The organism is Agrobacterium leguminum, assembly GCF_015704895.1.
In the GTDB taxonomy this organism is placed as follows: Bacteria; Pseudomonadota; Alphaproteobacteria; order Rhizobiales; family Rhizobiaceae; genus Agrobacterium; species Agrobacterium leguminum.
Map to the genome: position 1 here is coordinate 475,501 of NZ_JADQWB010000002.1, position 22,075 is coordinate 497,575.

Here is a 22,075-nt window from a genome sequence, read left to right on the forward strand (position 1 = left end):
GCGGACCAAAGCGGGCTGGACATGATGTCCGGCCCTCTTCGACGCAAATGCAAAGCAGCCCTTTACGGTTTGCCCGGCGGGTCATATTCGACCCGCCGGGTTTTATTGTCGCATCAAAGCGACTGAATTTCGGCCAGAATATCGCTTTCGATCACGATGCCGCTTTCCAGCGCCTGTTTGCGAATCCCCTGGCTCCGGCGACCGGGCAGACGCACATTTTCCTGCTTTTCTATCTCGCCGGCGATGAGCCCCAGCCGCTCGGTAAAGGCCGTACCGCCTGACGATACCGGGTCTATGGCGATGATCGTATGGCCGAGAGAGGGCGGCGCTCCCTTATCGTCGAGAAGGGAAGAAGCCTCGAATGCGAAGTTTCCGCCTGTCACCGCAGCGGCCATGATCTCCACCATCAATGCCAGCGCAGCGCCCTTGGCCTCGCCTGCGGGCACCATGGTTCCCTCTATGGCCTCTTCGGGATCGGTCGTCGGCCGGCCGTTTCGGTCGAGCGCCCAGTCGCCGGGGATGGTTTCACCCTTCTGGCGGGCCGCCATGATCTTTCCGCGCGCGACCTTGGAGAGCGCGAGATCGATGACCAGCGGATCGGCGCCGCCGACGGGGGTGGCGAAGGCGATTGGATTGGTTCCATAGAGTGGTTTGCTGCCACCCCAGGGCGCCATCGACGCCGGTGCGTTGGCGAACATGAGCGCGACGAAACCCATTTCGGCGAGGCGCTCGACGGTCAGCGCCATGACACCCGCATGATGGGAACGGTGGATCGCCGCAAGCGCAATGCCCTGCTGCCGGACCATGTCCGGCAATTCCTCAAGGGCGCAATCGATTGCCGGATAGGCATAGCCGTGATTGGCGTCGACCGAGAGCACACCCGGCTTCACGCGGGTCGCCACCGGACGTGCCTTGCCATCGACTTTACCAACACGCGCCTGCCGGACATAAACGGGGATACGGCGAAAACCGTGACCGCCTTGGCCGGCCGCCTCGGAGGCGACGAGCGCCTTTGCCACCGAACGGGCGTTTTGCTGCAGAACGCCGTTGCGCTCAAAGATAGAGGATACGAGATCCTCCGCCTCTGCGATTGAGAATTTCATGATTTTCGTGATTCCTGTTGGCTTGCATGCGATGGGACGGATTGGTCCTACTTTGCGGTATACGGTCGCTGCAAATCAACATGGAAAATAAATCGGGCATCCCATCCTCTCCAGAGTCGGGATGCCCTTATGCGGTCGGGCTGTTTCAGCCTACTTGAAAAGAATCGGCAGGGTAAAACTCGTATTTGCGCCTGGCGGCGGCGGCGAGACGGACGCTCTTTGTATGACGGCCAGAAGCTTCTGATCCATCGCCGAGTCACCGGTGGATGAAATAATCCTCGCACCGCCTACGGAACCACCGCTGTCTATCTTGAATGAAACCGTAATGGTCATCCCCGATTTTCCAGCCGAACGCACCAGTCGCCGCTGCATCGCCGAGCGCACTTTCGCACCCCAATCGGCATTTGACATGGACGAGGACGAGAAGGAGCCGGCATTGCTGCGCGATGCCGCCGTCCGGTCGGACTGCTGGGCTTCAGCCTTCGCCGTTTCGCGCAGTTCCGATGCCTGCTGCGGTTTGGGACGCTGGCGCTCAACCTTCTTTTTCTCTTCCGGCTCTTTCTTTTCCACCTTCTTTTCGACGGGCGGCGGCGGAGGACGCATGACGGGCAGAGGAACCTCGACATTTTCGAGTTCCGCCATCATCTGCTCCTGAACGGGATCGACCGGCTCAACAGGTTCGGGAATTTCCTGCGGTTCGACGATCTCCTCGACCGGCGGTTCAGGCGGCTGCACCGGCTCTGGCGGCGGCGTTTCCGCAACCGGCTCCGGTGGCGGCGGCTCTTCCGGGGCGGCTTCCTCCACCGGTTCGCTGCTGTCGCTCTTCACCTCTTCGGCGTCCTCGACATCCTGCGCGGGCGTTGTTTCTTCGGTCTTGACGGCCTCCGGTATCGCGGCCATTTCGATCATGATCGCAGCAGGCGGCGGCCCGCCGGCATCCAGCTCTTCGGGCTCCTGCATCAGATAATAGGCAAAACCGGCGTGAACGCCCAGCATGAGCAGCGCCGCGACGGACCACAGCGTCACTTCCCCGAGACGGGAATGCCGGGCCTGCGGGTAGCCGTTTTCAGTCATGGCGCGGTTCCCGGCGCTGCAGGTTGGCCAGCGGCAGCGGGCTGCGCTACGGCAGCCGCGTTTTCCAGCCCTACGAGGGCGATCTTCAGATAACCGGCATCTCTCAGCAGGTTCATGATTTCCATGAAGTGGCCGTAGTCGACCGCCTTGTCGGCCCGCAGGAAGATGCGCGTATCCTTCTTGCCGCCCGTCTGCCGGTCGATGGCGGCCGCCAGTGCTTCGCGGGCAACCGCATCATTGCCGAGATTGAGCGAGAGATCGTCCTTGACCGTCAGATAAAGCGGCTCCTCCGGACGTTCCGCCGGCTTTGCGGTGGATGCGGGCAGATCGACATTCACATCGACGGTGGCCAGCGGTGCGGCCACCATGAAGATGATGAGCAGAACCAGCATCACGTCGATGAAGGGCGTGACATTGATCTCGTGGTTTTCGGAGAGGTCGTCTCCGCTATTTTCGCGAATACCGCCAGCCATGGCCGATCACCGTCCGACCAGCGATACTGCGGGCTTGCTGGTGTTGCCCGGCGGAATACGGCGAAAATCGAGATCGCGGCTGACGAGGCGTTCCACGCCGGCTGCGGCATCCGCCAGCAGATGGCGGTAACCGGTGATGGAGCGGGCGAAGACGTTATAGATCACCACGGCCGGAATGGCGGCGACGAGACCGATGGCGGTGGCGAGCAGCGCCTCGGCAATGCCCGGCGCGACGACGGCAAGATTGGTCGTCTGCGATTCCGAAATGCTGATGAAAGAGTTCATGATGCCCCAGACGGTGCCGAACAGACCGACGAAGGGAGCAGTGGAACCGATGGTCGCCAGAACACCCGTTCCGCGCGACATGCGGCGACCCGCATGGGTTTCGATACGCGACAGCGCCGAAGAGACACGCTCCTTGATACCGCCGCCATCCGTATGTTCGACCACTGCATCGGAAAGCTGCATTTCGTGGGTTGCCATGCGCAGCATCAGTGCTGCCGGCCCGCCCTTCTTTTCGACGGCCTCGGTGGCCTCAGTCAGGGTTTTTGCCTTGCGAATGACCTTGAGCGTCGAGCCGGCGCGCACCCGCGCACCTGCAAGCTCGATAGACTTCGCGACCCAGACCGTCCACGTAACCAGAGATGCGAAGGCAAGACCGATCATGACACCCTTCACAACCCAGTCGGCCGCCATGAACATGCCCCAGGGAGAAAGGTTGTGCGGGATATCTGCACGATGTTCAGCGCTCGTGGGCTCGGTGCTGACAGGCTCTATCGGGGTCGCGGCTTCATTCGGCGCGCTCGTCTGGCCCGTCTGTGCGGGTTGCTCGGTCTGCGTCGGCTGCGGCGCCAGGCCTTCGGCTCCCGGTGCGGTATCCGTCGCGGGCTGAGCGGGCGCAGGCTGGGCCGGTGCGGGCTGAGTTGACTGAGGCTGCGAGGGTGCGGTGGCGGCCGGCTGTTCCGGTGCAGTCGCGGAAGGCTGGACGGGCGCGGAGGCCGGAGCGCCCGGCGTTGCGGGAGTTGCCGGCTGAACCGCTTCCGGTTGCGGTGCGGGCTGTATCTGGGTTTCCGGTGCCGTCTGAGCGAAAACCGCGCCGGCACTCAAGCCGGCCAGCAAGGTGACAGTCATGGCAAGGGAAAGATGCCTTGTCGTGTTTGCCTTGGTGAAGGATGCGGAAGAAGTTGAGGTCTCAGCTGACATAATTTTTATCCCGGATTTCCGTCGATGAACTCATCCGCAGATTGACCGGTTCCTGAAAACCGGGGTCATGAACGGATACCGTCGTGAAAGCTTGACGTTCCGATAATAAACCTGAGTTCTTTTGACAACTATTATATTGTCAAAAGACGACCCGTAAACTCTTCTTTACAAAAAATTGACCGATCGACGGCCTTCAGCTGTTATGCGAGGGCGAAAACTGCGCAATGAGGGCGTGCCGGTCACCGGGATAGGTGACACGGACACGGGTGATATAATCCGCCCCATGCCAGGTCCGCCGATCAATGACCAGACAGGCAGCACCGGAAGCAATGCCGAGCACCGCCGCATTTTTACGGTCGGCGGAAACGGCGCTGATACGATGTTCGGCCGCACTCCAGGGCACCATCTTCAGCAGCCATGTCCCCGGCCCGATCTGTGAAAAATCCGCGGCTTCCGCCTCCGGAACGGCGGTGGTATTGACGATGCGCTCTTCAAGGCAAAAGGGAACGCCGCCGGCGAAGTGCGTGCAGGTGAGCTCCAAGACCGGGGCGTCGGCGGCAAGCGCCATGGCCGCGCCGTCTTCTTCCCCCGCAGGGCGCAGCCGTCGTTTGTCGAGACGGTAACCGTAGACCAGACCCAGCGCCTGCACCTCCCGCTCGATATCGTGGATTTCCAGAACGGCGGATTGCGCATGGGGCTGGCGAACGAAGGTGCCGAGACGGCGGCGTCTTTCGATGAGTCCGCGCTGCACCAATTCGCCGAGAGCCTTGTTCACCGTCATGCGCGAACAGGCATATTGCCGGGTCATCTCGTGTTCGAAGGGAATACGATAACCCGGCGGCCATTCGCCCGACATGATGTGGCGCTCGACATCATTGCGGATGCGCTCGTGCAGCGATTTTTCCTGAAGATCGGCGCCTGTGCTCCTCATCCCGATGCTTTTATCCTCCCTTTTGCCTGATCAACTATCCATGGGCAGCGGCGGCGATCGCCTCGCTGCGGATTTCCTCCGTAAGCTTGGCGCGCAGCTCAGAAAATTCCGGGCTGGCCTTGACGGTGTAGTGACGCGGATGCGGCAGGTCGACCGGCGTGATCGACTTGATGCGACCCGGCCTTGCGGACATGGTCACCACACGCGACGCCATGAAGACCGCCTCTTCGATATCGTGTGTGACGAAAATGACCGTCTTCTGCTCCCGCTCCCATATACCGAGCAGCAGTTCCTGCATCAGTCCGCGCGTCTGGTTGTCGAGAGCGCCGAAAGGCTCGTCGAGTAGCAGGATTTTCGGGCCGTTCGCCAGGGCACGGGCAATGGCCGTTCTCTGCTGCATGCCGCCGGAGAGCTGTTTCGGCCAATGGTTCTCGAAGCCGCGCAGGCCGACCTTGTCGATATAGCTGTCGACAATCTCCCATTTTTCCTTCTCGGCAACGCCGCGTTCGCGCAGGCCGAAGGCGACGTTTTCGCGGATCGTCAGCCAGGGAAACAGGGTGTAGGACTGGAACACCATGCCGCGATCCGCCCCCGGCCCCGTCACCGCCCTGCCGGACAGCAGCACTTCGCCCGTCGTTGGGCGGTCGAGACCGGCGATGATGCGCAGCAAGGTCGATTTTCCACATCCCGACGGGCCGAGGATGGTGACGAAATCATTGCGGGGGATTTCCAGATCGGTGGGCTGGAGGGCCAGCGTCGGCTGCCCGCCCTGCACACCCGGAAAAGTGCGGCTGACGCCCTTGATAACGAGTTCGCTCATCAGGCAAGCCTCCAGGCGAAAAGCTTCCGGTTCAGCGATTTAAACGCGAAGTCCGAAATAAGACCGATAATGCCGATGACGATGATGCCGAAGATGATCTGCCCGGTCGCCATCAGCGCCTGGCTGTTGATGATCATATAGCCGATGCCCGAGGAGGCGCCGATCAGTTCAGCGACAATGACATAGGTCCAGGCCCAGCCGAGAACGAGACGGAGGATTTCCGCAATATCGGGCGCATTGGCGGGAATGAGAACACGACGAACAACGCCCCGGTCCTTCGCACCAAGCGTATAGGCGGCCTCCACCAGATCACGCCGCGTGCCGGCGACAGCCACGGCCACCATCAGGATGATCTGGAACACCGCGCCGATGAAGATCACCAGCAGCTTCTGCATCTCGCCGATGCCGGCCCAGAGAATGAGGAGCGGCACGAAGGCGGAAGCCGGCAGATAGCGTGCGAAGGAGACGAAAGGCTCAAGCAGCGCCTCGATGGGCTTATAGGCCCCCATGGCGATGCCGACCGGCACGGCAACGAGCGATGCCAGCACGAAACCGCCGACCACGCGCCAGATTGTCATGCCGATATCGCTGGCAAAACCCTGATCGGTCAGCAAATAGATGCCGTCCTTCAGCATGGTGATGGGGTCGGCCAGAAAGGTCGGCGATACGAAACCGCCCAGCGTGGCAAAGCCCCAGGCGGAAAAAAACAGCACGAAGAACAGGATGCCGAGAGCAATTCTCGTGCTGTTCCTTATGGGTTGAAGAGGTTGCATCTGTCGCCTGTCCGGAAAACCGGCGCGGCACCTTCGCCGCGCCATCAGAACGCCGTGCGCGTTTCGTGACGCACAATCGACGCACTCACTTGTCTTTGGCTGCAATATTCCCTGCAGGGAATGCGGCCGCCTTTTCTGTTACTTGATGAAGGACGTATCCGCGAGGGTCGAAAGATCGGGTTTCGACTTTATCACGCCGATTTCCAGCAGCAGGTCCGCCGATTTTTCCGAGAATGCCTTGAATTCACCCTCGAAAAACTTCTGGTTGGCGGCCTTATCCTGCCATTCGAGGAACTTTGCCGAAGCGGCAAAGGCCTCGCCGGTCTGCTTCACATCCGCCCCCATCGTCGCATAGGACTTTTCGGGATCGGCCTTGATGAGCTCGAGGGCCTGGAAATAGCTGTCCGCCAGGGCTTTCGCCGCCTGCGGATTGGCCTTCAGGAAATCCGGGGTGCAACCGAACGTATCCATGACGGCGGGATAATCCAGCGTCGTGGCGAGGATTTTGCCCTTGTCGGGGGCGGCGCGGACGGTGGACAGATAGGGCTCATAGGTCATGGCCGCATCATTTTGACCGGCAACGAATGCCTGCGCGGCCGGTCCCGGCTCGAGGTTGACGACCTTGACGTCTTTAAGAGTGAGGCCGTTTTCCTTGAGGATCCAGGCAAGGAAGAAATAAGGGGAGGTGCCCGGCGCGGAGGCGGCAACCGTCTTGCCTTTCAGGTCCGCGACCTTGGCAACATCACTGCGCACCGCAATGCCATCCGCGCCATGCGACTTGTCCATCTGGAAAATCTGGGTGGATTTCACGCCATTGGCATTCCACGCGATCCATGTTTCCACCGTGGTGGCGGCGCACTGAATGTCACCGGAAGCAAGGGCCAGATGGCGGCTCGCCTGCGGGATTTTCTTGATGTCGACCTTCAGGCCGTTCTTTTCGAAAATGCCGGCCTGTTTGGCGAGCGTCAGCGGCGCAAAACCGGTCCAGCCGGACATGCCAATCGTCACCGACGTCTCGGCATAGGCGGAAGCGGATGAAAAGAGCGCGGCGACTGTGGCGAGAACCCATGTTTTCTTCATGATCTGAACCCCTTTTGATTTATTTTTGTGCGATGTTGTTTATCGCTTTATTTGAGGCATGGTAGGCAGGGATTTTATATTTGTCTAGACAAAATAGAAGCTTCCGAAGGCCTCCAGAAAGATTGCAAATACACCATCCGGCATTCTAGACATAGGATAACACGGCCCCGCGCGCAGGCCGCCGTTTTTCCATATCGAGCTTTCCATGACCAGACAAAGACGTCGCAGTATCATCAGGGCAAGGCGAACCGGAACTGGAATTGCACTGGTTGCCGCCATTTCCTTCATCGCGGGCATGACGGATGCGGTGGGCCTGCATATTTCAGGTGACTTCGTATCCTTCATGACCGGCAACACCACACGCGCCGCAGTCTCGATGGAGGCTGGCCTCTATTCCCACGCCGCGAAACTGCTTTTCGCAATCGTTGCCTTCGTGGCGGGCAATGCCGGCGGCATCGTGGTGGCGCATAAGTTCGACCGGCGCATCTTCGCCGTTCTGATGGCGGTGGGATTGCTGGTAACAATTGCCGCGCTGCTCGGCGGCGAGACTTCCGCTCTTGCGCAATTTTATCTCGTCGTTTTCGCCATGGGCATGGTCAACGCCGCCGTTGAGCACATTGAGGGACTGCCAATCGGGCTTACCTATGTGACCGGCGCGCTTTCCCGCTTCGGCCGCGGCATCGGTCGTTTTCTTCTCGGCGAACGAAGCCTCGACTGGGGCATTCAGATCGTGCCATGGCTTGGCATGATATGCGGCGCGATATGCGGCGCCGTTCTCGCCGCCACCCTGCAATCGAATGCCCTTTGGGTGGTTGCGGCCACGGTTTTCGCCGTCGCCATCGCCACCTTCATCATCCCGCGCTCGCTTCGCCAGCGCTACAATCAAAGGGTCAAAATCCGGCGAATTACGCCTTGAAAATCGTCGCCGTCACTTTCGCGAGATGGTGACGAATTTCGTGCCGCGCACCCGCACCGTCATCAGGCAGGGCTCCTTGTCGGTACGCTCGCAATAACGCGGATGCATCTTCAGCACAAAAACCATGTTGCCGAAGCGCTTGATGAAATCATAGTCGTAAATTCGGGCCGTCGCGATCATCAGATAACCGCCCTCTTTCACCTGGACATAGAAATTATAGGGGCATCCCTCGTCGTCGCAGCTGCGGCCCTTTTCGCCGTCGCAATCGAGAACGCCGTGATTGACGACGGCGTCCATCAGCCCATCATTGTTGATATCCAGCCGCGTGACGAAATCGTCGCCGAAGGCCGCCACCTTGCACTCGTTGCGGAAATGGTCCTTCTCGTAGATCTCGGGATCGTTCACCAGTTGCTGCTGCGCCGAGAGCGCCACCGGAAACATCAAGAGAACCAGCGCCTGAAGAGCGGCAACGAGAGCGATTCGCACGGCATTTTCCTTTGCATCCGTTTCGGTTATGGATGTTGCGATCATCCGGGCGGCCAGCCTAGAGTTTAGTGCTTGCGCGACACTGACGTGTTCGCAGCCCTTGTTTCCGGGGGGAACCTTTTCATGACGCTTCTGGGTTTTCTCGACTATGCCGGCGTCGCCATCTTTGCCGCAACCGGCGCGCTCGCCGCCTCGCGCAAGCAGCTCGACCTGATCGGCTTCCTGTTTTTCGCCGCCGCAACCGGCATCGGCGGCGGCACGGTGCGCGATCTGGTGCTTGGCAGGACGCCGGTATTCTGGGTGGTGAACCCGACCTATATCCTCGTCTGCGTCTCGGTCGCGGTGCTGCTGTTTTTCACCGCGCATCTGTTCGAATCCCGTTACCGCGTACTGATCTGGCTCGATGCGCTGGGCCTTTCCGCTTATTGCGTCATGGGAGCAGCCAAGGGGCTTGCCGCCAGCGGCTCCGCAACCGTCGCCATCGTCACCGGCGTTCTGACGGCGACGTTCGGTGGTGTGCTGCGCGATATTCTCGCCGGCGAACCGTCCGTGTTGCTGCGGCCGGAGATCTACATCACCTGCGCGCTCTTGGGTTCCTCCACCTTCATTGTCGTCTATTTCCTCGGCGCACCGCTTTATGCCGCATCAGCCGCAGGCGTCCTTACGGCCTTCGCCGTCCGGTCAGGCGCGCTGATCTTCGGCTGGACTTTTCCGCCCTATAAGGCAAAGCCCGGCAGACGGCCGGAAGATGTCATGAAGTGACATATAGAAATGACCGCCGAAAACAGAAATGGCGCCCGCGGGCGCCATTTTCACATCCGCTATCGGACTGAAGCCTCATCCGCGCTTGCGACGAAGGCGGATGACCACGTCCACATGGGCGATTTCCATGCCCTCGGGCGCTTCCGGCAAATTGTCGATCTGGAGGTTATTGACGGGAATATCGAGAACCTCGTTCTCGCCCTCCACGAAGAAGTGGTGGTGATCCGAGACGTTGGTGTCGAAATAGGTGCGGGCGCCTTCCACGGCGAGAACACGGATGAGGCCGGCTTCGGTGAACTGGTGCAGCGTATTGTAGACCGTGGCGAGAGAAACGGGCACGCCGGCGGTGACCGCCTCATCGTGCAGTTCCTCGACCGTCAGATGGCGATCGCCCTTTGCGAAAAGCAGATCGCCCAAAGCCACACGCTGTCGCGTGGGGCGCAGCCCCGAGCGCCGCAACCTCGTTCCGATATCCAATGTGGCGTCAAATGCCATGCAATCCCATTCCAAACAGAGGTATGAAACTTACCAATTGCATTAGCATATATCTTTTGCGGCGAGTGCTTTCAATAGTTTCGGCGTGGCTTAGGCGCGGCAAATGGCGGCAAACCGGCCATTCCTGCAAATTTCCTCTGGTTCCAGCCGTACGGTTCCTGTATGCGGACGGCATATTGAGGTAATGACTTCTGCGAAGAAGGTTCGAAGACAAAGAATGTGGGCGGAGCGGCCTCTGCCCTTGCAGCGCTTCATTTTGAACCTAACTTGCTCTAGTGAAGTCGATCAACACCAGTAACTGGGGAAGTGAAAGCGGTATGGCAACGAGGCAATCAAGTTACAATTACGAGGAGATCCTGTCCTGCGGTCGCGGCGAATTGTTCGGCCCGGGAAATGCACAGCTCCCATTGCCCCCCATGCTCATGGTCCATCGCATTACCGAAATTTCCGAAACCGGCGGCGCCTTCGACAAGGGTTTCATCCGCGCCGAATACGATGTCAGCCCCGACGACTGGTATTTCCCCTGCCACTTCCAGGGCAACCCGATCATGCCGGGGTGCCTGGGCCTTGACGGCATGTGGCAGCTGACCGGTTTCTTCCTCGGCTGGCTGGGCGAAGAAGGCCGCGGCATGGCGCTGTCGACCGGCGAAGTGAAGTTCAAGGGCATGGTTCGCCCTCACACCAAGCTCCTTCAATATGGTATTGATTTCAAGCGCGTGATGCGCGGTCGTCTGGTGCTCGGAACCGCCGACGGCTGGCTCAAGGCGGATGGCGAAACCATCTATCAGGCGACGGACCTGCGCGTAGGCCTGTCGAAGGAAAAGGCTGCCTGAGGCAGACGGAATAGTCCTGACAAACGCCGGGCGGCTTCTGTCGTCCAGCCGAAATCTTAAGAAAAGGTCCCTTTCATGAGACGAGTTGTTGTCACCGGCCTCGGTATTGTTTCTTCCATCGGCGGTGATGCCGCTGAAGTCACCGCATCGCTGCGCAATGCCAAATCCGGCATTTCATTTTCGCCGGATTTTGCCGAACACGGTTTCAAATGCCAGGTCTGGGGTAAGCCGTCTCTCGACCCGACCGATCTGGTCGACCGCCGCGCCATGCGCTTCCTGTCGCAGGGCGGCGCGTGGAACCATGTCGCGATGAAGCAGGCGATCGCCGATTCCGGTCTCGAAGAGAGCGACATCAGCGGCAATGAGCGCACCGGCATCATCATGGGTTCGGGCGGTCCTTCCACCCGCACCATCGTCGAGGCAGCCGATATCACGCTGAAGAACAACAGCCCGAAGCGCATCGGCCCCTTTGCCGTGCCGAAGGCCATGTCCTCCACCGCCTCCGCGACGCTCGCCACCTGGTTCAAGATCCATGGCGTCAACTACTCCATCTCGTCGGCCTGCTCCACCTCGGCGCACTGCATCGGCAACGCCGCCGAAATGATCCAGTGGGGCAAGCAGGATGTGATGTTCGCGGGCGGCCATGAGGATCTCGACTGGTCCATGTCCAACCTCTTCGACGCCATGGGCGCCATGTCGTCCAAATATAACGAGACGCCGAACGTCGCCTCGCGCGCCTATGACGTCAACCGCGACGGTTTCGTGATTGCCGGCGGTGCGGGCGTGCTGGTTCTCGAAGAGCTGGAACATGCCAAGGCGCGCGGCGCCAAGATTTACGCCGAAATCGTCGGTTACGGCGCGACCTCGGACGGTTACGACATGGTGGCGCCTTCAGGCGAAGGCGCGATCCGCTGCATGCGGCAGGCGCTTTCCACGGTCAAGGGCGACATCGACTACATCAATACCCATGGCACCTCGACGCCGGTTGGCGACAGCAAGGAAATCGGCGCGATCCGGGAAGTCTTCGGCGACAAAATCCCGCATATCCAGTCCACCAAGTCGCTCACCGGCCATTCGCTGGGTGCGGCCGGCGTTCAGGAATCGATCTACGGCCTGCTGATGATGCAGGAACGCTTCATCGGCGAAAGCGCGCATATTTCCGAGCTCGATCCCGAATTTGCGGGCGTTCCGATCGTTCGCAGCCGCATCGACAACGCCAAGATCGACACCATCCTTTCCAACTCCTTCGGCTTCGGCGGCACCAACGCCACGCTCGTCTTCCAGCGTCATAACGGATAATTGCCCATGAACGGCATCATGCAGGGTAAACGCGGCCTCATCATGGGCGTCGCAAACAATCATTCCATCGCCTGGGGTATCTCCAAGGCGCTTGCGGCACAGGGCGCGGAACTGGCCTTCACCTATCAGGGTGAAGCGCTCGGCAAGCGTGTGAAACCGCTCGCCGCCGAACTCGGATCCGATTTCATCGTGCCATGCGATGTCGAGGATATCGCCTCGGTCGACGCCTTGTTCGCGACGATCCGCGAAAAATGGGGCTCGCTGGATTTCATCGTCCATGCCATCGGCTTTTCCGACAAGAACGAGCTGAAGGGCCTCTACGCGGATACGACGCGCGAGAATTTCAGCCGCACCATGGTCATTTCCTGCTTCTCCTTCACGGAAATCGCCAAGCGCGCCGCCGAACTGATGACCAATGGCGGCTCGATGCTGACGCTGACCTATAATGGTTCGCAGCGTGTCATTCCGAACTACAACGTCATGGGCGTCGCCAAGGCGGCTCTTGAAGCGTCCGTCCGCTATCTCGCCGCCGACTACGGCCCGCGCGATATTCGCGTTAACGCCATCTCGGCCGGTCCGGTCCGCACGCTGGCGGGCGCCGGCATCTCGGATGCGCGGGCGATCTACGCATGGAACCAGAAAAATGCGCCGCTTCGGCGGACGGCGGATATCGACGATATCGGCGGATCGGCGCTTTACCTGCTGTCCAATCTGTCGCGCGGCGTAACCGGCGAATGCCATTATGTGGACTGTGGTTATAACATCACCTCCACACCCACGCTGGAGGTTCTCTCCAAAGCGGATGCGGAATAAGCGTCCGTTTCAGCTTCGACAAAAGCCCGGCCATGTGCCGGGCTTTTTATATTGTGGGTCGTATCAATTTCGGAAATCACTAAAGTATAATTTATTGGAGTAACTGAATTTAAACATCGGGTGGTTATGGTCCGCAACAAATTCAACGGTTGCGCTTGCCGCATATTCTTAGAGATCGATATCGCCTCATGCGACTGGCCAGACTGAAGCCATTGCTGGAAAAATTCGGAGTCTCACGCGACGGGACAGCGGCTATAGAATTCGCGATACTCGCGATCCCCTATTTCCTCGTCGTCTTTGCGATCATCGAGACCTTTATCGCCCTGATGGCGGAACAGGTCGTCGCCAATGCCACCGAGAATATGGCGCGGCGTCTGCGCACCGGGCAGATCAGCAGCTCAATTTCGAAAGAGGATTTCCGCAAGAGCTTCTGCAATGAAGTTTCGGTGATGATCACCTGCTCAGCGGATGAAATCCAAAAAGAACAGAAGCTCTATATCGACCTTCGCTCCTTTACCGCCTTCAAGGATATTCCGACCACGATACCGCTGAAGGCCTACGGCGAATATTACGATCTCGATACCGCTCAGTTCGGCTTCAAACCGGGCGGGCCGGAAACCATCAACATGTTGCGCGTCTATTATCGCTGGCGTGTGGTTGCCGATATCATCCGGCCATACCTGACAAAAATACGTCCGGCCGATGGATCGATGCCCTCACATTTCCTCATCGTCGCGACAAATGCGTTCATGAACGAGAAATACATCACAGGCGGGGGCTCATGATGGCAGGGCTGATGTCCGTTGCGGCAAACGGCAAACGACGCCTGACGGCGCTCGTTTTACGCTTTGCCAAAGATCGCCGTGGCGTGGGCGCGGTGGAGTTCGCGATCCTCTTTCCGATATTGCTTGCGCTTTATCTGACCTCTTTCGAATTGACGATCGGATACAACACCTACAAGCGGGCAAGCAGCGCCGCAGCCTCCATCAACGATCTGATATCGAAAACAGGGTCCGTCGATAAAACCTATCTCGCGGGCATGCAGGACGTCGCAGCCGCCGTGTTTGCGCCCTACAGCACCAAGGGTCTGCAGCTGAAGATCAGCGGCATCAAGATCGATGCGCAAAAACAGGCGAAAATCACCTGGTCTTGGGATGAGAAAAATCTGAGACCCTATGCGGTGGGATCACCGGTCGCCGTTCCAACGCGCTTGCTCGTGGAAAACAGCTTTCTCATCCACGTCGAGTTGTCCATCCCGCATGAATTGCTGATGTTCATGCCCGATCTTGCCTCGTCCGGGGTGAAGTCGATCACGATCGGCCGCGAGTATTTCTTCAAACAGCGCGACGCCGAGACCGTCTGCACCAATTGCTGAGCAATCGTTGCGTCACGACGGTCTCGTCATGGCAATCGTTAGTAGACGTCACGCAGATAGCGTTTTTCGCGTTTCAGCCGGTTCACATACTCGCTTGCCGCCTCGGCGGAGATGCCGGCCTCATCGCTGACGATGCCGTGCAGGGCATCATCGACATCCTTCGCCATGCGGGTCGCGTCGCCGCAGACGTAAAAGTAACCGCCATCTTCAAGCCATTGATAGAGCGCCTTGCCGTTCTGCCGCATGCGGGTCTGGACATAGATCTTCTCCGCCTGATCCCGCGAGAAAGCGAGGTCGAGGCGCGTCAACACGCCATCGCGGCTCATGTCGCCAAGCTCGTTTTCATAGATGAAATCCGACTGCCGGTGCTGGTCGCCGAAAAACAGCCAGTTTTTGCCCTTTGCGCCTCGGGCTTGCCGTTCCTGCAAAAAAGCCCGGAAGGGCGCGATGCCCGTGCCCGGTCCCACCATGATAACAGGCGCATCATTGTCCTGCGGCACACGAAACGCCTTGTTCGGCGAGACGAAAATCCCGGCACTCTGCCCGGCCTCCACGCGGTCGGCGAGATAGGTGGAGCACACGCCGCCACGCTCACGACCCTCGGCGCGATAACGCACGCTGGCGATGGTCAGATGCACGCTGTCTTTTGCAACCAGAGGGCTGGAGGAAATGGAATAGGCGCGATGTTGCAGAGGCTTCAGGAATGTCACGAATTCAGCAACATCGAATAGCGGCTTTCCGCCGAGATTGATGAGGTCGAGAATATCCTTGCTCCAGAGAAAGGCGGCCAGTTGCTCCCTGTCTCCGTTTGCGAGAATGTGGCTGAGTTCGTCATGCCCCGCCCGCTTGCCGATTTCAGCGACGAGTTCGCGCGAGGGCGTCGATATCTCGAACATGTTGAGAAGCGCATCGCCGACCGGCCGGTCCAACCCGGCGACTTGGCTGTCCGCAGCCGCCCCGAAGTGTTCCAGCAGCGCGCCGACCAGTTTCGGATCGTTCAGGGGCACGACGCCAAGTGCGTCACCCGCCTCATAGTCCAGGCCACTTTCGCCGAGATCGAATTCGTAGTGGCGAATTTCCTTGGACGAGCCGGGACCGGACAGACGACGATTGACGCTTACCTCAGCCGAATAGGGATTTTTGCGGCTCCAGCCCTGCTTTGCCCGTACGGGCGGCTCGGCGATGTCGGGCATGGTGACAGATGCCGCGCTGCCGCCATCGACAGCAACCGCGAGCGGCAGGGTCTCGCCGATCCATGCGGCGGCGGCATCCTCAAAGTCAATATCGCAATCGATACGCGTCTTCATACGCTTGCCGCCGAGTTGTTCGAACCGCGTGTCGATGAGCTTGCCCGCCTGGCAGAAGCCGTCATAACCGGTATCGCCGAGCGCGAGGACGGCAAAATTCACCTCGTCCAGACGCGGCGCGCTGTCGGCAGCGAGCGCTTCCCAGAAAAGCTGGGCATTGTCAGGCATTTCACCTTCGCCATAGGTCGAGGTGACGACGATGACCCGCTTCATGGCGCCGAGACTGTCCATCGAGACGTCATCGAGTGCCGTCACCACCGGCTGCATGCCCTGCGCGCGGGCGGCGGCGGCAATATCCATCGCCAGCGCCTCGGCATTGCCGGTCTGGGTGCCGAAGAGAATATTCAGCACACTAGCCGCCGCCCTGGGAGCAGCGGCGGCAACCGATGTCTCCAGGCCGATGGCGGCGCGGGAATGGAGCCCCGCCAGAAAACCGGAAAGCCATGCGCGCTGATCACCATTGAAGGGCGCGTCTTCGGGAATATAAGGTATCTTCATCATGCTGCCCTGTGGCTGGATGCGGTGGCGAGGTCGGGAATGGCGCGGGCTGCGAAGAGCTCCTCGAAGCCCGGCAGACGGCCGATCTTCTCGATGTTTTTCCGGTTCTGCTGAATGATCCAGCCATAGGTGCCGGGGCTGTCCACCGACCAGATGTTCCTGCGCGCCAGCGCCTGCTTGTAATCGTCGAGGCGCTTGGCGGCGATCATCACCGCAAGCTGTTCATCGCTATGGTCTGAAAGCGCCTCGCGCGCATATTTCAGCAGCCGCTGCATCAGCGCATAATCTTCCGTGAGGATGAGATTGCGCACGGCTTTTTCAATGGCCGGGTCGGAAGGACCTGACGCCATCGGCACCCGCTGCATGGCGATGGCCTGCGCCATGCTCAACACGGTATAATTGTTGAGCAGCGCATACATTTCCTCGGTATCCGTCTCGCCATAACCCGGCACCGTTCCGTTCAAGACGGCCTTGCGGTCACGATAGGCGAGCTTGAACTTGCGCAATTGATGAGCGGCAAGCGCGGATGCCAGTTCCTCCAGCAGTTCCTTGCGGGGCTTCGCCTTCAGAATCTCGTCGCTGTCCTGATAAAGCAGCAGGGCGCGTGGCATGCCGTAAACGAAGTTATGCTGTTCGCTTTCCCAGTTTTCCAGAAGCCATGCCGCCTTGGCCGAGCCGGTCTCTGCGACATGCCAGGTCAGAAGCTGGTGGATGGCCTGATTATGAATGGCGGCCTGTTCATCCTCACCGGTGACTGAACCGAGCAGGATGGAATCGTGGCTGACTTTCTTCGGCAGATCGCCATAGGGATCATACTGATAAACGAAGCCGCCGCTCATGCCGTTGCCGAAACCCTTGCCGAAGCTGCCAAGGTTCAGCACCGCGCCGTTGGTCATGTATTCGCAGGCGAAATCACCCACGCCTTCGACCACGGCGGTGGCTCCGGAATTACGCACTGCGAAACGGTCTCCCGCCTGCCCTTCCACGAAGGTCCGACCGCCAGTGGCGCCGAACAGCGCGAAATTGCCGACCAGAACATTGCCGCCCGCCTCTTCCGATCCGCCGCCGGGGGAGCGCACGACGATGGTGCCGCCGCAGGCGCTTTTGCCGACGCCGTCATTGCAGGTGCCGGTATGGACCATGACCATGCCGTCATTGCAGAAGGCACCGAAAGACTGCCCGGCGGAACCGGATGTATCGATGCGCACCGAACCCGCCTCCAGGAACCGGCGGCCACGGCTGTCCCGCTTCACGGCCGGCAGCGCATCCGCCTCTTCATCGGAAAGCTCATGGTTCAGCATGCGTTCGATATCGACGGCGAGCTGACCGCCGACGCTCTTGTTGCAATTGTTGAGGAAACGATTGCCGCCAAGCTCGATGTTCTCGCGCCTGCTGTCGACCAGGGCCGAGCGCACGAGTTCGATGAAGGCATCATCAAGCGCAAAGTCCTTTTCCATATAGACGGGGCTGTCGATCTTCACCTCTTCGACCACGGCAAGCATTGCCCGGAGGTCAAGCTGGCCGACGCTGGCCGGATGATCGAGGAGGTGAAGAAGATCGGAACGGCCGCGTGCTTCCCGCAGCGAGGCAACCCCAAGCCCGGCCAAAATCTCGCGCGTTTCATGGGCGATGTTCATGAGATATTGCGCCAGCGCGCGCGGATCGCCGTTGAAGGCTTCCTGATTGGTGGTGAGACCGGCCGGGCACTTGATGTTGCAGTTCTTGGCCATGACGCATTTCAGCATCATCAGCGCCGTCGTGCCGAATTCGAAGCTGTCGCCGCCGAGAAGTGCGGATTTCACCACGTCGCTCGCCGTCTGGTGCGCGCCGGAGCAGCGCAGCAGCACCTTGGCGCGCAGGCCGGTGGCGCAAAGCGCCTGATGCACTTCTGCGATACCGATTTCCGCCGCGCGGCCGGTATATTTGAGGCTGGTGACGGCAGCTGCCCCCGTGCCGCCGGTGTTGCCGGCGACATTGATGACATCCGCCCCCGCCTTGGCGACGCCGACCGCAATCGTGCCGATGCCTTCCGACGAGACCAGCTTGACGATGACACGCACGCGCGCCGCCTTGGCGTCATGGATGAGCTGGGCCAGATCCTCGATGGAATAGGTGTCGTGATGCGGTGGCGGCGAAACAAGCTCGACGCCCGGTGTGCCGCCGCGTGCGGCGGCGATTTCCACCGTCACCTTGGGAGACGGCAACTGCCCGCCCTCACCCGGCTTTGCGCCCTGGCCGATCTTGATCTCGATTTCCTCCAGCATCGGATCGGCAAGATAGCCGGCCCAGACGCCGAAGCGGCCGGAAGCGAACTGCTTGATGCGCGAGGCACGGATGGTGCCATAACGGGAAATATGCTCGCCACCCTCGCCCGAATTCGACATGCCGCCGACCATGTTGGTGCCATGGGCAACCGCCTCATGGGCAGCGGCGACGAGCGCGCCGTGGCTCATGGCGCCCGATGCGAGGGTTTTGGTGATCTCGCTCGCCTTCTGAACGGCATCGAGCGGAATGCTTTCCGGTGCAGTGCGGATAAGCGAGAGATAGGCGGATGCTTCACCCTTTGCCTGAACCATGAGCGCGCCGCCTTCCAGCCAATGGCCTGGAATATCCGCACCGAAACGGTCAAGCAGCGACTGGCCGAGCGCGGCAAGCCGGGCAAGCTCATGACCGTGCGGGCCGGTCAATTGCAGCCGGAAAGCGCCGTCTCCCGCCTCTTCGCAGCGCAATCCGCGCACCATGAAGCTGTTATTGCCCTGCCGGGAAAAACGGCCCATTTCCCGGCGGAATTCTTCCGCGGAACCGGCGAATGTCACATCGGCCGGCAATTCCAGAACATCGCGCAGGGCGGCCGGGCGGCGCGCCCTTTCTTCCACCATCATGCGGGCAAAGGCGCGGTAACCGGGCGTTACCTCGAATCTGTCGATTGCGTCAGGCGTCAGCCGGTCGAAACTGTTGTGGTAATAGGCCGCATCGTTGAGACCGAAGGCATCTTCCAGCCGGTTGAGCGGCAGCAGGCGCAAAGCGTCCTCGTTTTCGGTTCCCTTGTCGAAACCGATCTTTTCCTCGGTCATATCCACGAAACCGCGAACAGCCGTCGTGCCATAGGAATGGCCGGCACCTTCCGCGCGCTCCTTAAAGAGACCGAGCAGGGGTATGTCGTTTTCGCCCTTCACGGACAGCGCCTTGCGGTGCCAGTCCGCCACCGCCTGCGCGATGACGGCGAAGTTGACGCCGCCCACCGGGGTCTTCACATTGGGGAAATAGCGCTTGAGCACCGCATCGTCGGTATCGAGGAAATTCGGTTCGAAGAACTCGCCGCCGATATAGCTTTCCGCCGTACACAGGCCCACCTTGCCCATGGTCTTCATCAGCGACTTTTCAGCCGCCTTGGCGAAACGCTTGAAGGCCTTGTCGGCATCGGCACCAAATTTCTCCTCGGCGCGAAACTGCACGCCGAGCGGATAGGCGGCCGAAGCGCCGAAGCCGAGGCTCGCCGCAATGTGATGCGAAGAGGAAAATTGCCCGCTTTCAACGATCAGCGACACGCGCAGCCGCAGACCTTCCTCGATCAGCCGCTGATTGATGGCGGAGACGACCATGATCATCGGCAAGGCCGCGCGGTTTGTCGAAACGTGCCGGTCGGTGATGATGGCGATGCCGCCTTCCTCTGCCGCGAAAGCCACAACCTCATCACAGAGGCCATCAATTGCCTGCCGCAGGGCCGTTTCATTGGCCTCCGCAACATCGAAGACCGGCGAATAGAGCATTTCGAAACGGCGAAGCGGCGTCTCCGACTGTTCGCGAATACGCAGCATATCGAGATGGGTCAGGATCGGAGAGCGCACGACGATCTGGCGGGCCTTCTTCGCGCCGCTGTTCGGCTTCGCACCGAGGGCGACACGCAACGTCATGCCATCGGCCTCACGAATACTGTCGAGCGGCGGATTGGTGACCTGCGCGAAGCGCTGTGAAAAATACTTCGCGACCCCGCCTTCCTGATCGGACAGCGCATTGATGGCATTGCCGTAACCCATCGCCGAAATCTTTTCCGCGCCTGAGGCCAGCATCGGGTCCATCAGGAATTTGAAGCTTTCCTGATTATGCGAATAGGCGACATAACGCTGGTGGCGTTCCAGATCGCCGTTGTAACGCAGCGGCGAGCCCTGCTTTTCCGCCGGCACTTCCGGCAGATCCTCCAGCATGACACGGGCTTCGCGCAGCAGGGATGAATAATCGCGGCGTGAGGCGAGAAGCTCCAGCGCTTCGACGGTGGAAAAGTCGCGGCGTTCTGCATGGTCGTAATAAAGCATGCCGCCCGCCTCGATGCGGCCGCGACGGATGACGCTCTCCGCCGGGAACGCGATCTGCCCGGCCTCCGACATGACGCAGAGATAATCTTCCGTCTCGACGGTGCGCAGCGGGCGCAGGCCAAGGCGATCGAGCCGCGCGCCGATGATGGTGCCATCGCCGAAGATCAGCGCGGCCGGGCCGTCATTCTTCTCCTCATAGAGCGAGAAATATTCCAGCATCGCCTTCACGGCCGGTGACAGGGTATCGTCATTTTCCCAGGCTGGCGGCATCATCGAGACCACGGCGGTGACGAGGTCGAGACCGTCTTCCATCACCCGCGCCTGCAGGGTCTGGTCCAGACGGCAGCTGTCCGACTGGCCCTTCGGGCGGATGATGCTGGCGTTCTTCGCCAGCGCCACGGCCGCTTCCGACAACCGGTTCTTCTTGTCGGTATTGAGTTCGCCATTATGCGCCATCAGGCGGAAGGGCTGCGCCATGGAAGGGTGCGGATCGGTATTGGTCGAAAAACGCGTGTGGAAATACATCGTATGCACTTCATGGCGCGGATCGGTGAGGTCGCAGAAGTAGGGCATGACCTCATGGGAGTTCAGGCGGCCTTTCAGAACCTGCGTGCGGGCGCTGAGCGACAGCGGATAAAAGCCAGAGAGTTCCGGCACCGTATAGGCAAGCGCCTCGATGGCGAGCAGCGCCTTGTGGATGCGCCAGTCGAATTCGGCAAGGCTGCCGCATTCGGCGGGAGCCGAAAAGACCCATTGGCGGATCGGCAACTGGTAGGGGATGGCGGCGGGACGGATGGCCGCATCATTCACCGGCACATCGCGAACGAGCAGGATTGCAAAGCCCTGCTCTTTGAGGGCGTTTGCGATGATACCGACAGCCTCGCCGTGGAAAGCCGGATTTTGCGGCAGGAAAAAATTGCCGACGCCGAAACGGCCGGCCTGCAAGCCGTCCTCACCGGTCAATTCCCGAAAGAAGGAAAGCGACAAATCCAGCGACACGCCGGCACCATCGCCGACACCTTCCGCCGACATGCCGCCGCGATGCGGCACGGCACAGAGAGCCTCGTGCCCGCGCTTCAGCACATCATGCGTCTGCACGCCGTCCTTGCGGGTGATGAAACCGACGCCACAGCTGCTTTTTTCAAAAGCCGCATCGTAAAGGCCGAATTTTTGCTCCGTCACACTCAAGGCACTCTCCTCTCGTTGCGCATTTCGCGCGGCATCGCCCTCTTTCCCGAAACCCGGCGCGTCAGCCGGCACTCTGCGGGCGGAGCCGCAGGCGACCTAGCTGCTCCTCATTCTTTTGCTTATCGGCGTTTAATGGCGCGAACGGTCGTTTTGCGGCCGTCAAACGGCTTGGCGGCGATGGCCGCTTTTTCGCAAATAATGATCGTCGTCGTTCGCATCGCGTTCCCTGAAGGCCGGCTGTCCGGCGGTGAGACACACTGAATTACGTCAGTATTGCTTACATAATATTTCATGATCGACCGAGTCAAGATTAAAATCGACCCGACGCAATAA

Annotated in this window: 19 protein-coding genes; 7 read left to right on the forward strand and 12 right to left on the reverse strand. The window is 60.1% G+C overall.

Going from position 1 to position 22,075, the window contains the following annotated elements; all coding sequences use genetic code 11:
* Nucleotides 1-113: 113 nt before the first annotated feature.
* The 8 genes from I3J13_RS05260 to I3J13_RS05295 all read right to left on the reverse strand — a co-directional run bounded on the left by I3J13_RS05260 (nucleotide 114) and on the right by I3J13_RS05295 (nucleotide 7,457).
* Entirely contained in the window at nucleotides 114-1,103 is a 990-nt protein-coding gene (locus tag I3J13_RS05260; protein WP_196378191.1) for an Ldh family oxidoreductase, read from the reverse strand.
* Nucleotides 1,104-1,253: 150 nt separating this feature from the next.
* Nucleotides 1,254-2,177, reverse strand: a complete 924-nt coding sequence (locus tag I3J13_RS05265) for an energy transducer TonB family protein (RefSeq protein WP_196378192.1) — start codon at nucleotides 2,175-2,177, stop codon at nucleotides 1,254-1,256.
* Nucleotides 2,174-2,650, reverse strand: coding sequence for a TonB system transport protein ExbD (gene exbD / locus I3J13_RS05270; RefSeq protein WP_059759025.1), 477 nt, complete (start codon nucleotides 2,648-2,650; stop codon nucleotides 2,174-2,176). The genes I3J13_RS05265 and exbD overlap by 4 nt, the downstream gene beginning before the upstream one ends.
* Before the next feature lie 6 nt (nucleotides 2,651-2,656).
* Nucleotides 2,657-3,853 (reverse strand): tonB-system energizer ExbB, encoded by a 1,197-nt coding sequence (exbB, locus tag I3J13_RS05275; protein ID WP_196378193.1) that lies wholly within the window; start codon nucleotides 3,851-3,853, stop codon nucleotides 2,657-2,659.
* Between the two features lie 193 nt (nucleotides 3,854-4,046).
* Nucleotides 4,047-4,784, reverse strand: coding sequence for a histidine utilization repressor (gene hutC / locus I3J13_RS05280; protein ID WP_196378194.1), 738 nt, complete (start codon nucleotides 4,782-4,784; stop codon nucleotides 4,047-4,049).
* A 34-nt stretch (nucleotides 4,785-4,818) separates the two neighbouring features.
* Nucleotides 4,819-5,604, reverse strand: a complete 786-nt coding sequence (locus I3J13_RS05285; RefSeq protein ID WP_020809178.1) for an ABC transporter ATP-binding protein — start codon at nucleotides 5,602-5,604, stop codon at nucleotides 4,819-4,821.
* The gene (locus I3J13_RS05290) at nucleotides 5,604-6,377 is read right to left on the reverse strand and encodes an ABC transporter permease (protein WP_020809179.1); all 774 of its coding nucleotides are present in this window, start codon (nucleotides 6,375-6,377) and stop codon (nucleotides 5,604-5,606) included. The genes I3J13_RS05285 and I3J13_RS05290 overlap by 1 nt, the downstream gene beginning before the upstream one ends.
* 138 nt (nucleotides 6,378-6,515) lie before the next feature.
* Nucleotides 6,516-7,457 carry an ABC transporter substrate-binding protein gene (locus I3J13_RS05295; RefSeq protein ID WP_020809180.1) on the reverse strand — a complete coding sequence of 314 codons (942 nt, stop codon included), beginning with the start codon at nucleotides 7,455-7,457 and terminating at the stop codon, nucleotides 6,516-6,518.
* Nucleotides 7,458-7,662: 205 nt separating this feature from the next.
* Here I3J13_RS05295 and I3J13_RS05300 point away from each other — a divergent pair, with 205 nt between their 5' ends.
* Entirely contained in the window at nucleotides 7,663-8,373 is a 711-nt protein-coding gene (locus tag I3J13_RS05300; protein ID WP_003524382.1) for a YoaK family protein, read from the forward strand.
* 12 nt (nucleotides 8,374-8,385) lie between these two features.
* On the opposite strand, the gene I3J13_RS05305 is transcribed toward I3J13_RS05300, so the two are convergent.
* Complete coding sequence (locus tag I3J13_RS05305; protein ID WP_003524381.1) at nucleotides 8,386-8,904, reverse strand: hypothetical protein; 519 nt, start codon at nucleotides 8,902-8,904, stop codon at nucleotides 8,386-8,388.
* Between the two features lie 78 nt (nucleotides 8,905-8,982).
* Here I3J13_RS05305 and I3J13_RS05310 point away from each other — a divergent pair, with 78 nt between their 5' ends.
* On the forward strand, nucleotides 8,983-9,621 hold the full coding sequence (locus I3J13_RS05310; protein WP_003524379.1) for a trimeric intracellular cation channel family protein: 639 nt from the start codon (nucleotides 8,983-8,985) through the stop codon (nucleotides 9,619-9,621).
* A 75-nt stretch (nucleotides 9,622-9,696) separates the two neighbouring features.
* Here I3J13_RS05310 and irrA read toward each other — a convergent pair whose 3' ends face one another.
* Entirely contained in the window at nucleotides 9,697-10,116 is a 420-nt protein-coding gene (gene irrA, locus I3J13_RS05315; RefSeq protein ID WP_003507276.1) for an iron response transcriptional regulator IrrA, read from the reverse strand.
* A gap of 317 nt (nucleotides 10,117-10,433) precedes the next feature.
* On the opposite strand from irrA, the gene fabA reads away from it, so the two are divergent.
* The 5 genes from fabA to I3J13_RS05340 all read left to right on the forward strand — a co-directional run bounded on the left by fabA (nucleotide 10,434) and on the right by I3J13_RS05340 (nucleotide 14,436).
* Nucleotides 10,434-10,949 (forward strand): 3-hydroxyacyl-[acyl-carrier-protein] dehydratase FabA, encoded by a 516-nt coding sequence (gene fabA / locus I3J13_RS05320; protein ID WP_003507274.1) that lies wholly within the window; start codon nucleotides 10,434-10,436, stop codon nucleotides 10,947-10,949.
* A 75-nt stretch (nucleotides 10,950-11,024) separates the two neighbouring features.
* Nucleotides 11,025-12,248, forward strand: coding sequence for a beta-ketoacyl-ACP synthase I (fabB, locus tag I3J13_RS05325; protein ID WP_196378195.1), 1,224 nt, complete (start codon nucleotides 11,025-11,027; stop codon nucleotides 12,246-12,248).
* A 6-nt stretch (nucleotides 12,249-12,254) separates the two neighbouring features.
* Nucleotides 12,255-13,061 carry an enoyl-ACP reductase FabI gene (gene fabI, locus I3J13_RS05330; protein WP_020812529.1) on the forward strand — a complete coding sequence of 269 codons (807 nt, stop codon included), beginning with the start codon at nucleotides 12,255-12,257 and terminating at the stop codon, nucleotides 13,059-13,061.
* 188 nt (nucleotides 13,062-13,249) lie between these two features.
* Nucleotides 13,250-13,846 carry a TadE/TadG family type IV pilus assembly protein gene (locus I3J13_RS05335; RefSeq protein WP_003524373.1) on the forward strand — a complete coding sequence of 199 codons (597 nt, stop codon included), beginning with the start codon at nucleotides 13,250-13,252 and terminating at the stop codon, nucleotides 13,844-13,846.
* The gene (locus tag I3J13_RS05340; protein ID WP_196378196.1) at nucleotides 13,843-14,436 is read left to right on the forward strand and encodes a TadE/TadG family type IV pilus assembly protein; all 594 of its coding nucleotides are present in this window, start codon (nucleotides 13,843-13,845) and stop codon (nucleotides 14,434-14,436) included. Before I3J13_RS05335 ends, I3J13_RS05340 begins: the two co-directional genes overlap by 4 nt.
* Before the next feature lie 38 nt (nucleotides 14,437-14,474).
* Here the strand turns inward: I3J13_RS05340 and I3J13_RS05345 are convergent, their stop codons facing one another.
* Both I3J13_RS05345 and I3J13_RS05350 read right to left on the reverse strand, forming a co-directional pair.
* Nucleotides 14,475-16,244: a sulfite reductase subunit alpha gene (locus I3J13_RS05345; RefSeq protein ID WP_196378197.1), complete on the reverse strand. Its 1,770-nt coding sequence runs from the start codon at nucleotides 16,242-16,244 to the stop codon at nucleotides 14,475-14,477.
* Nucleotides 16,241-21,742, reverse strand: a complete 5,502-nt coding sequence (locus I3J13_RS05350) for a glutamate synthase-related protein (RefSeq protein ID WP_196378198.1) — start codon at nucleotides 21,740-21,742, stop codon at nucleotides 16,241-16,243. The genes I3J13_RS05345 and I3J13_RS05350 overlap by 4 nt, the downstream gene beginning before the upstream one ends.
* Between the last annotated feature and the right edge of the window lie 333 nt (nucleotides 21,743-22,075).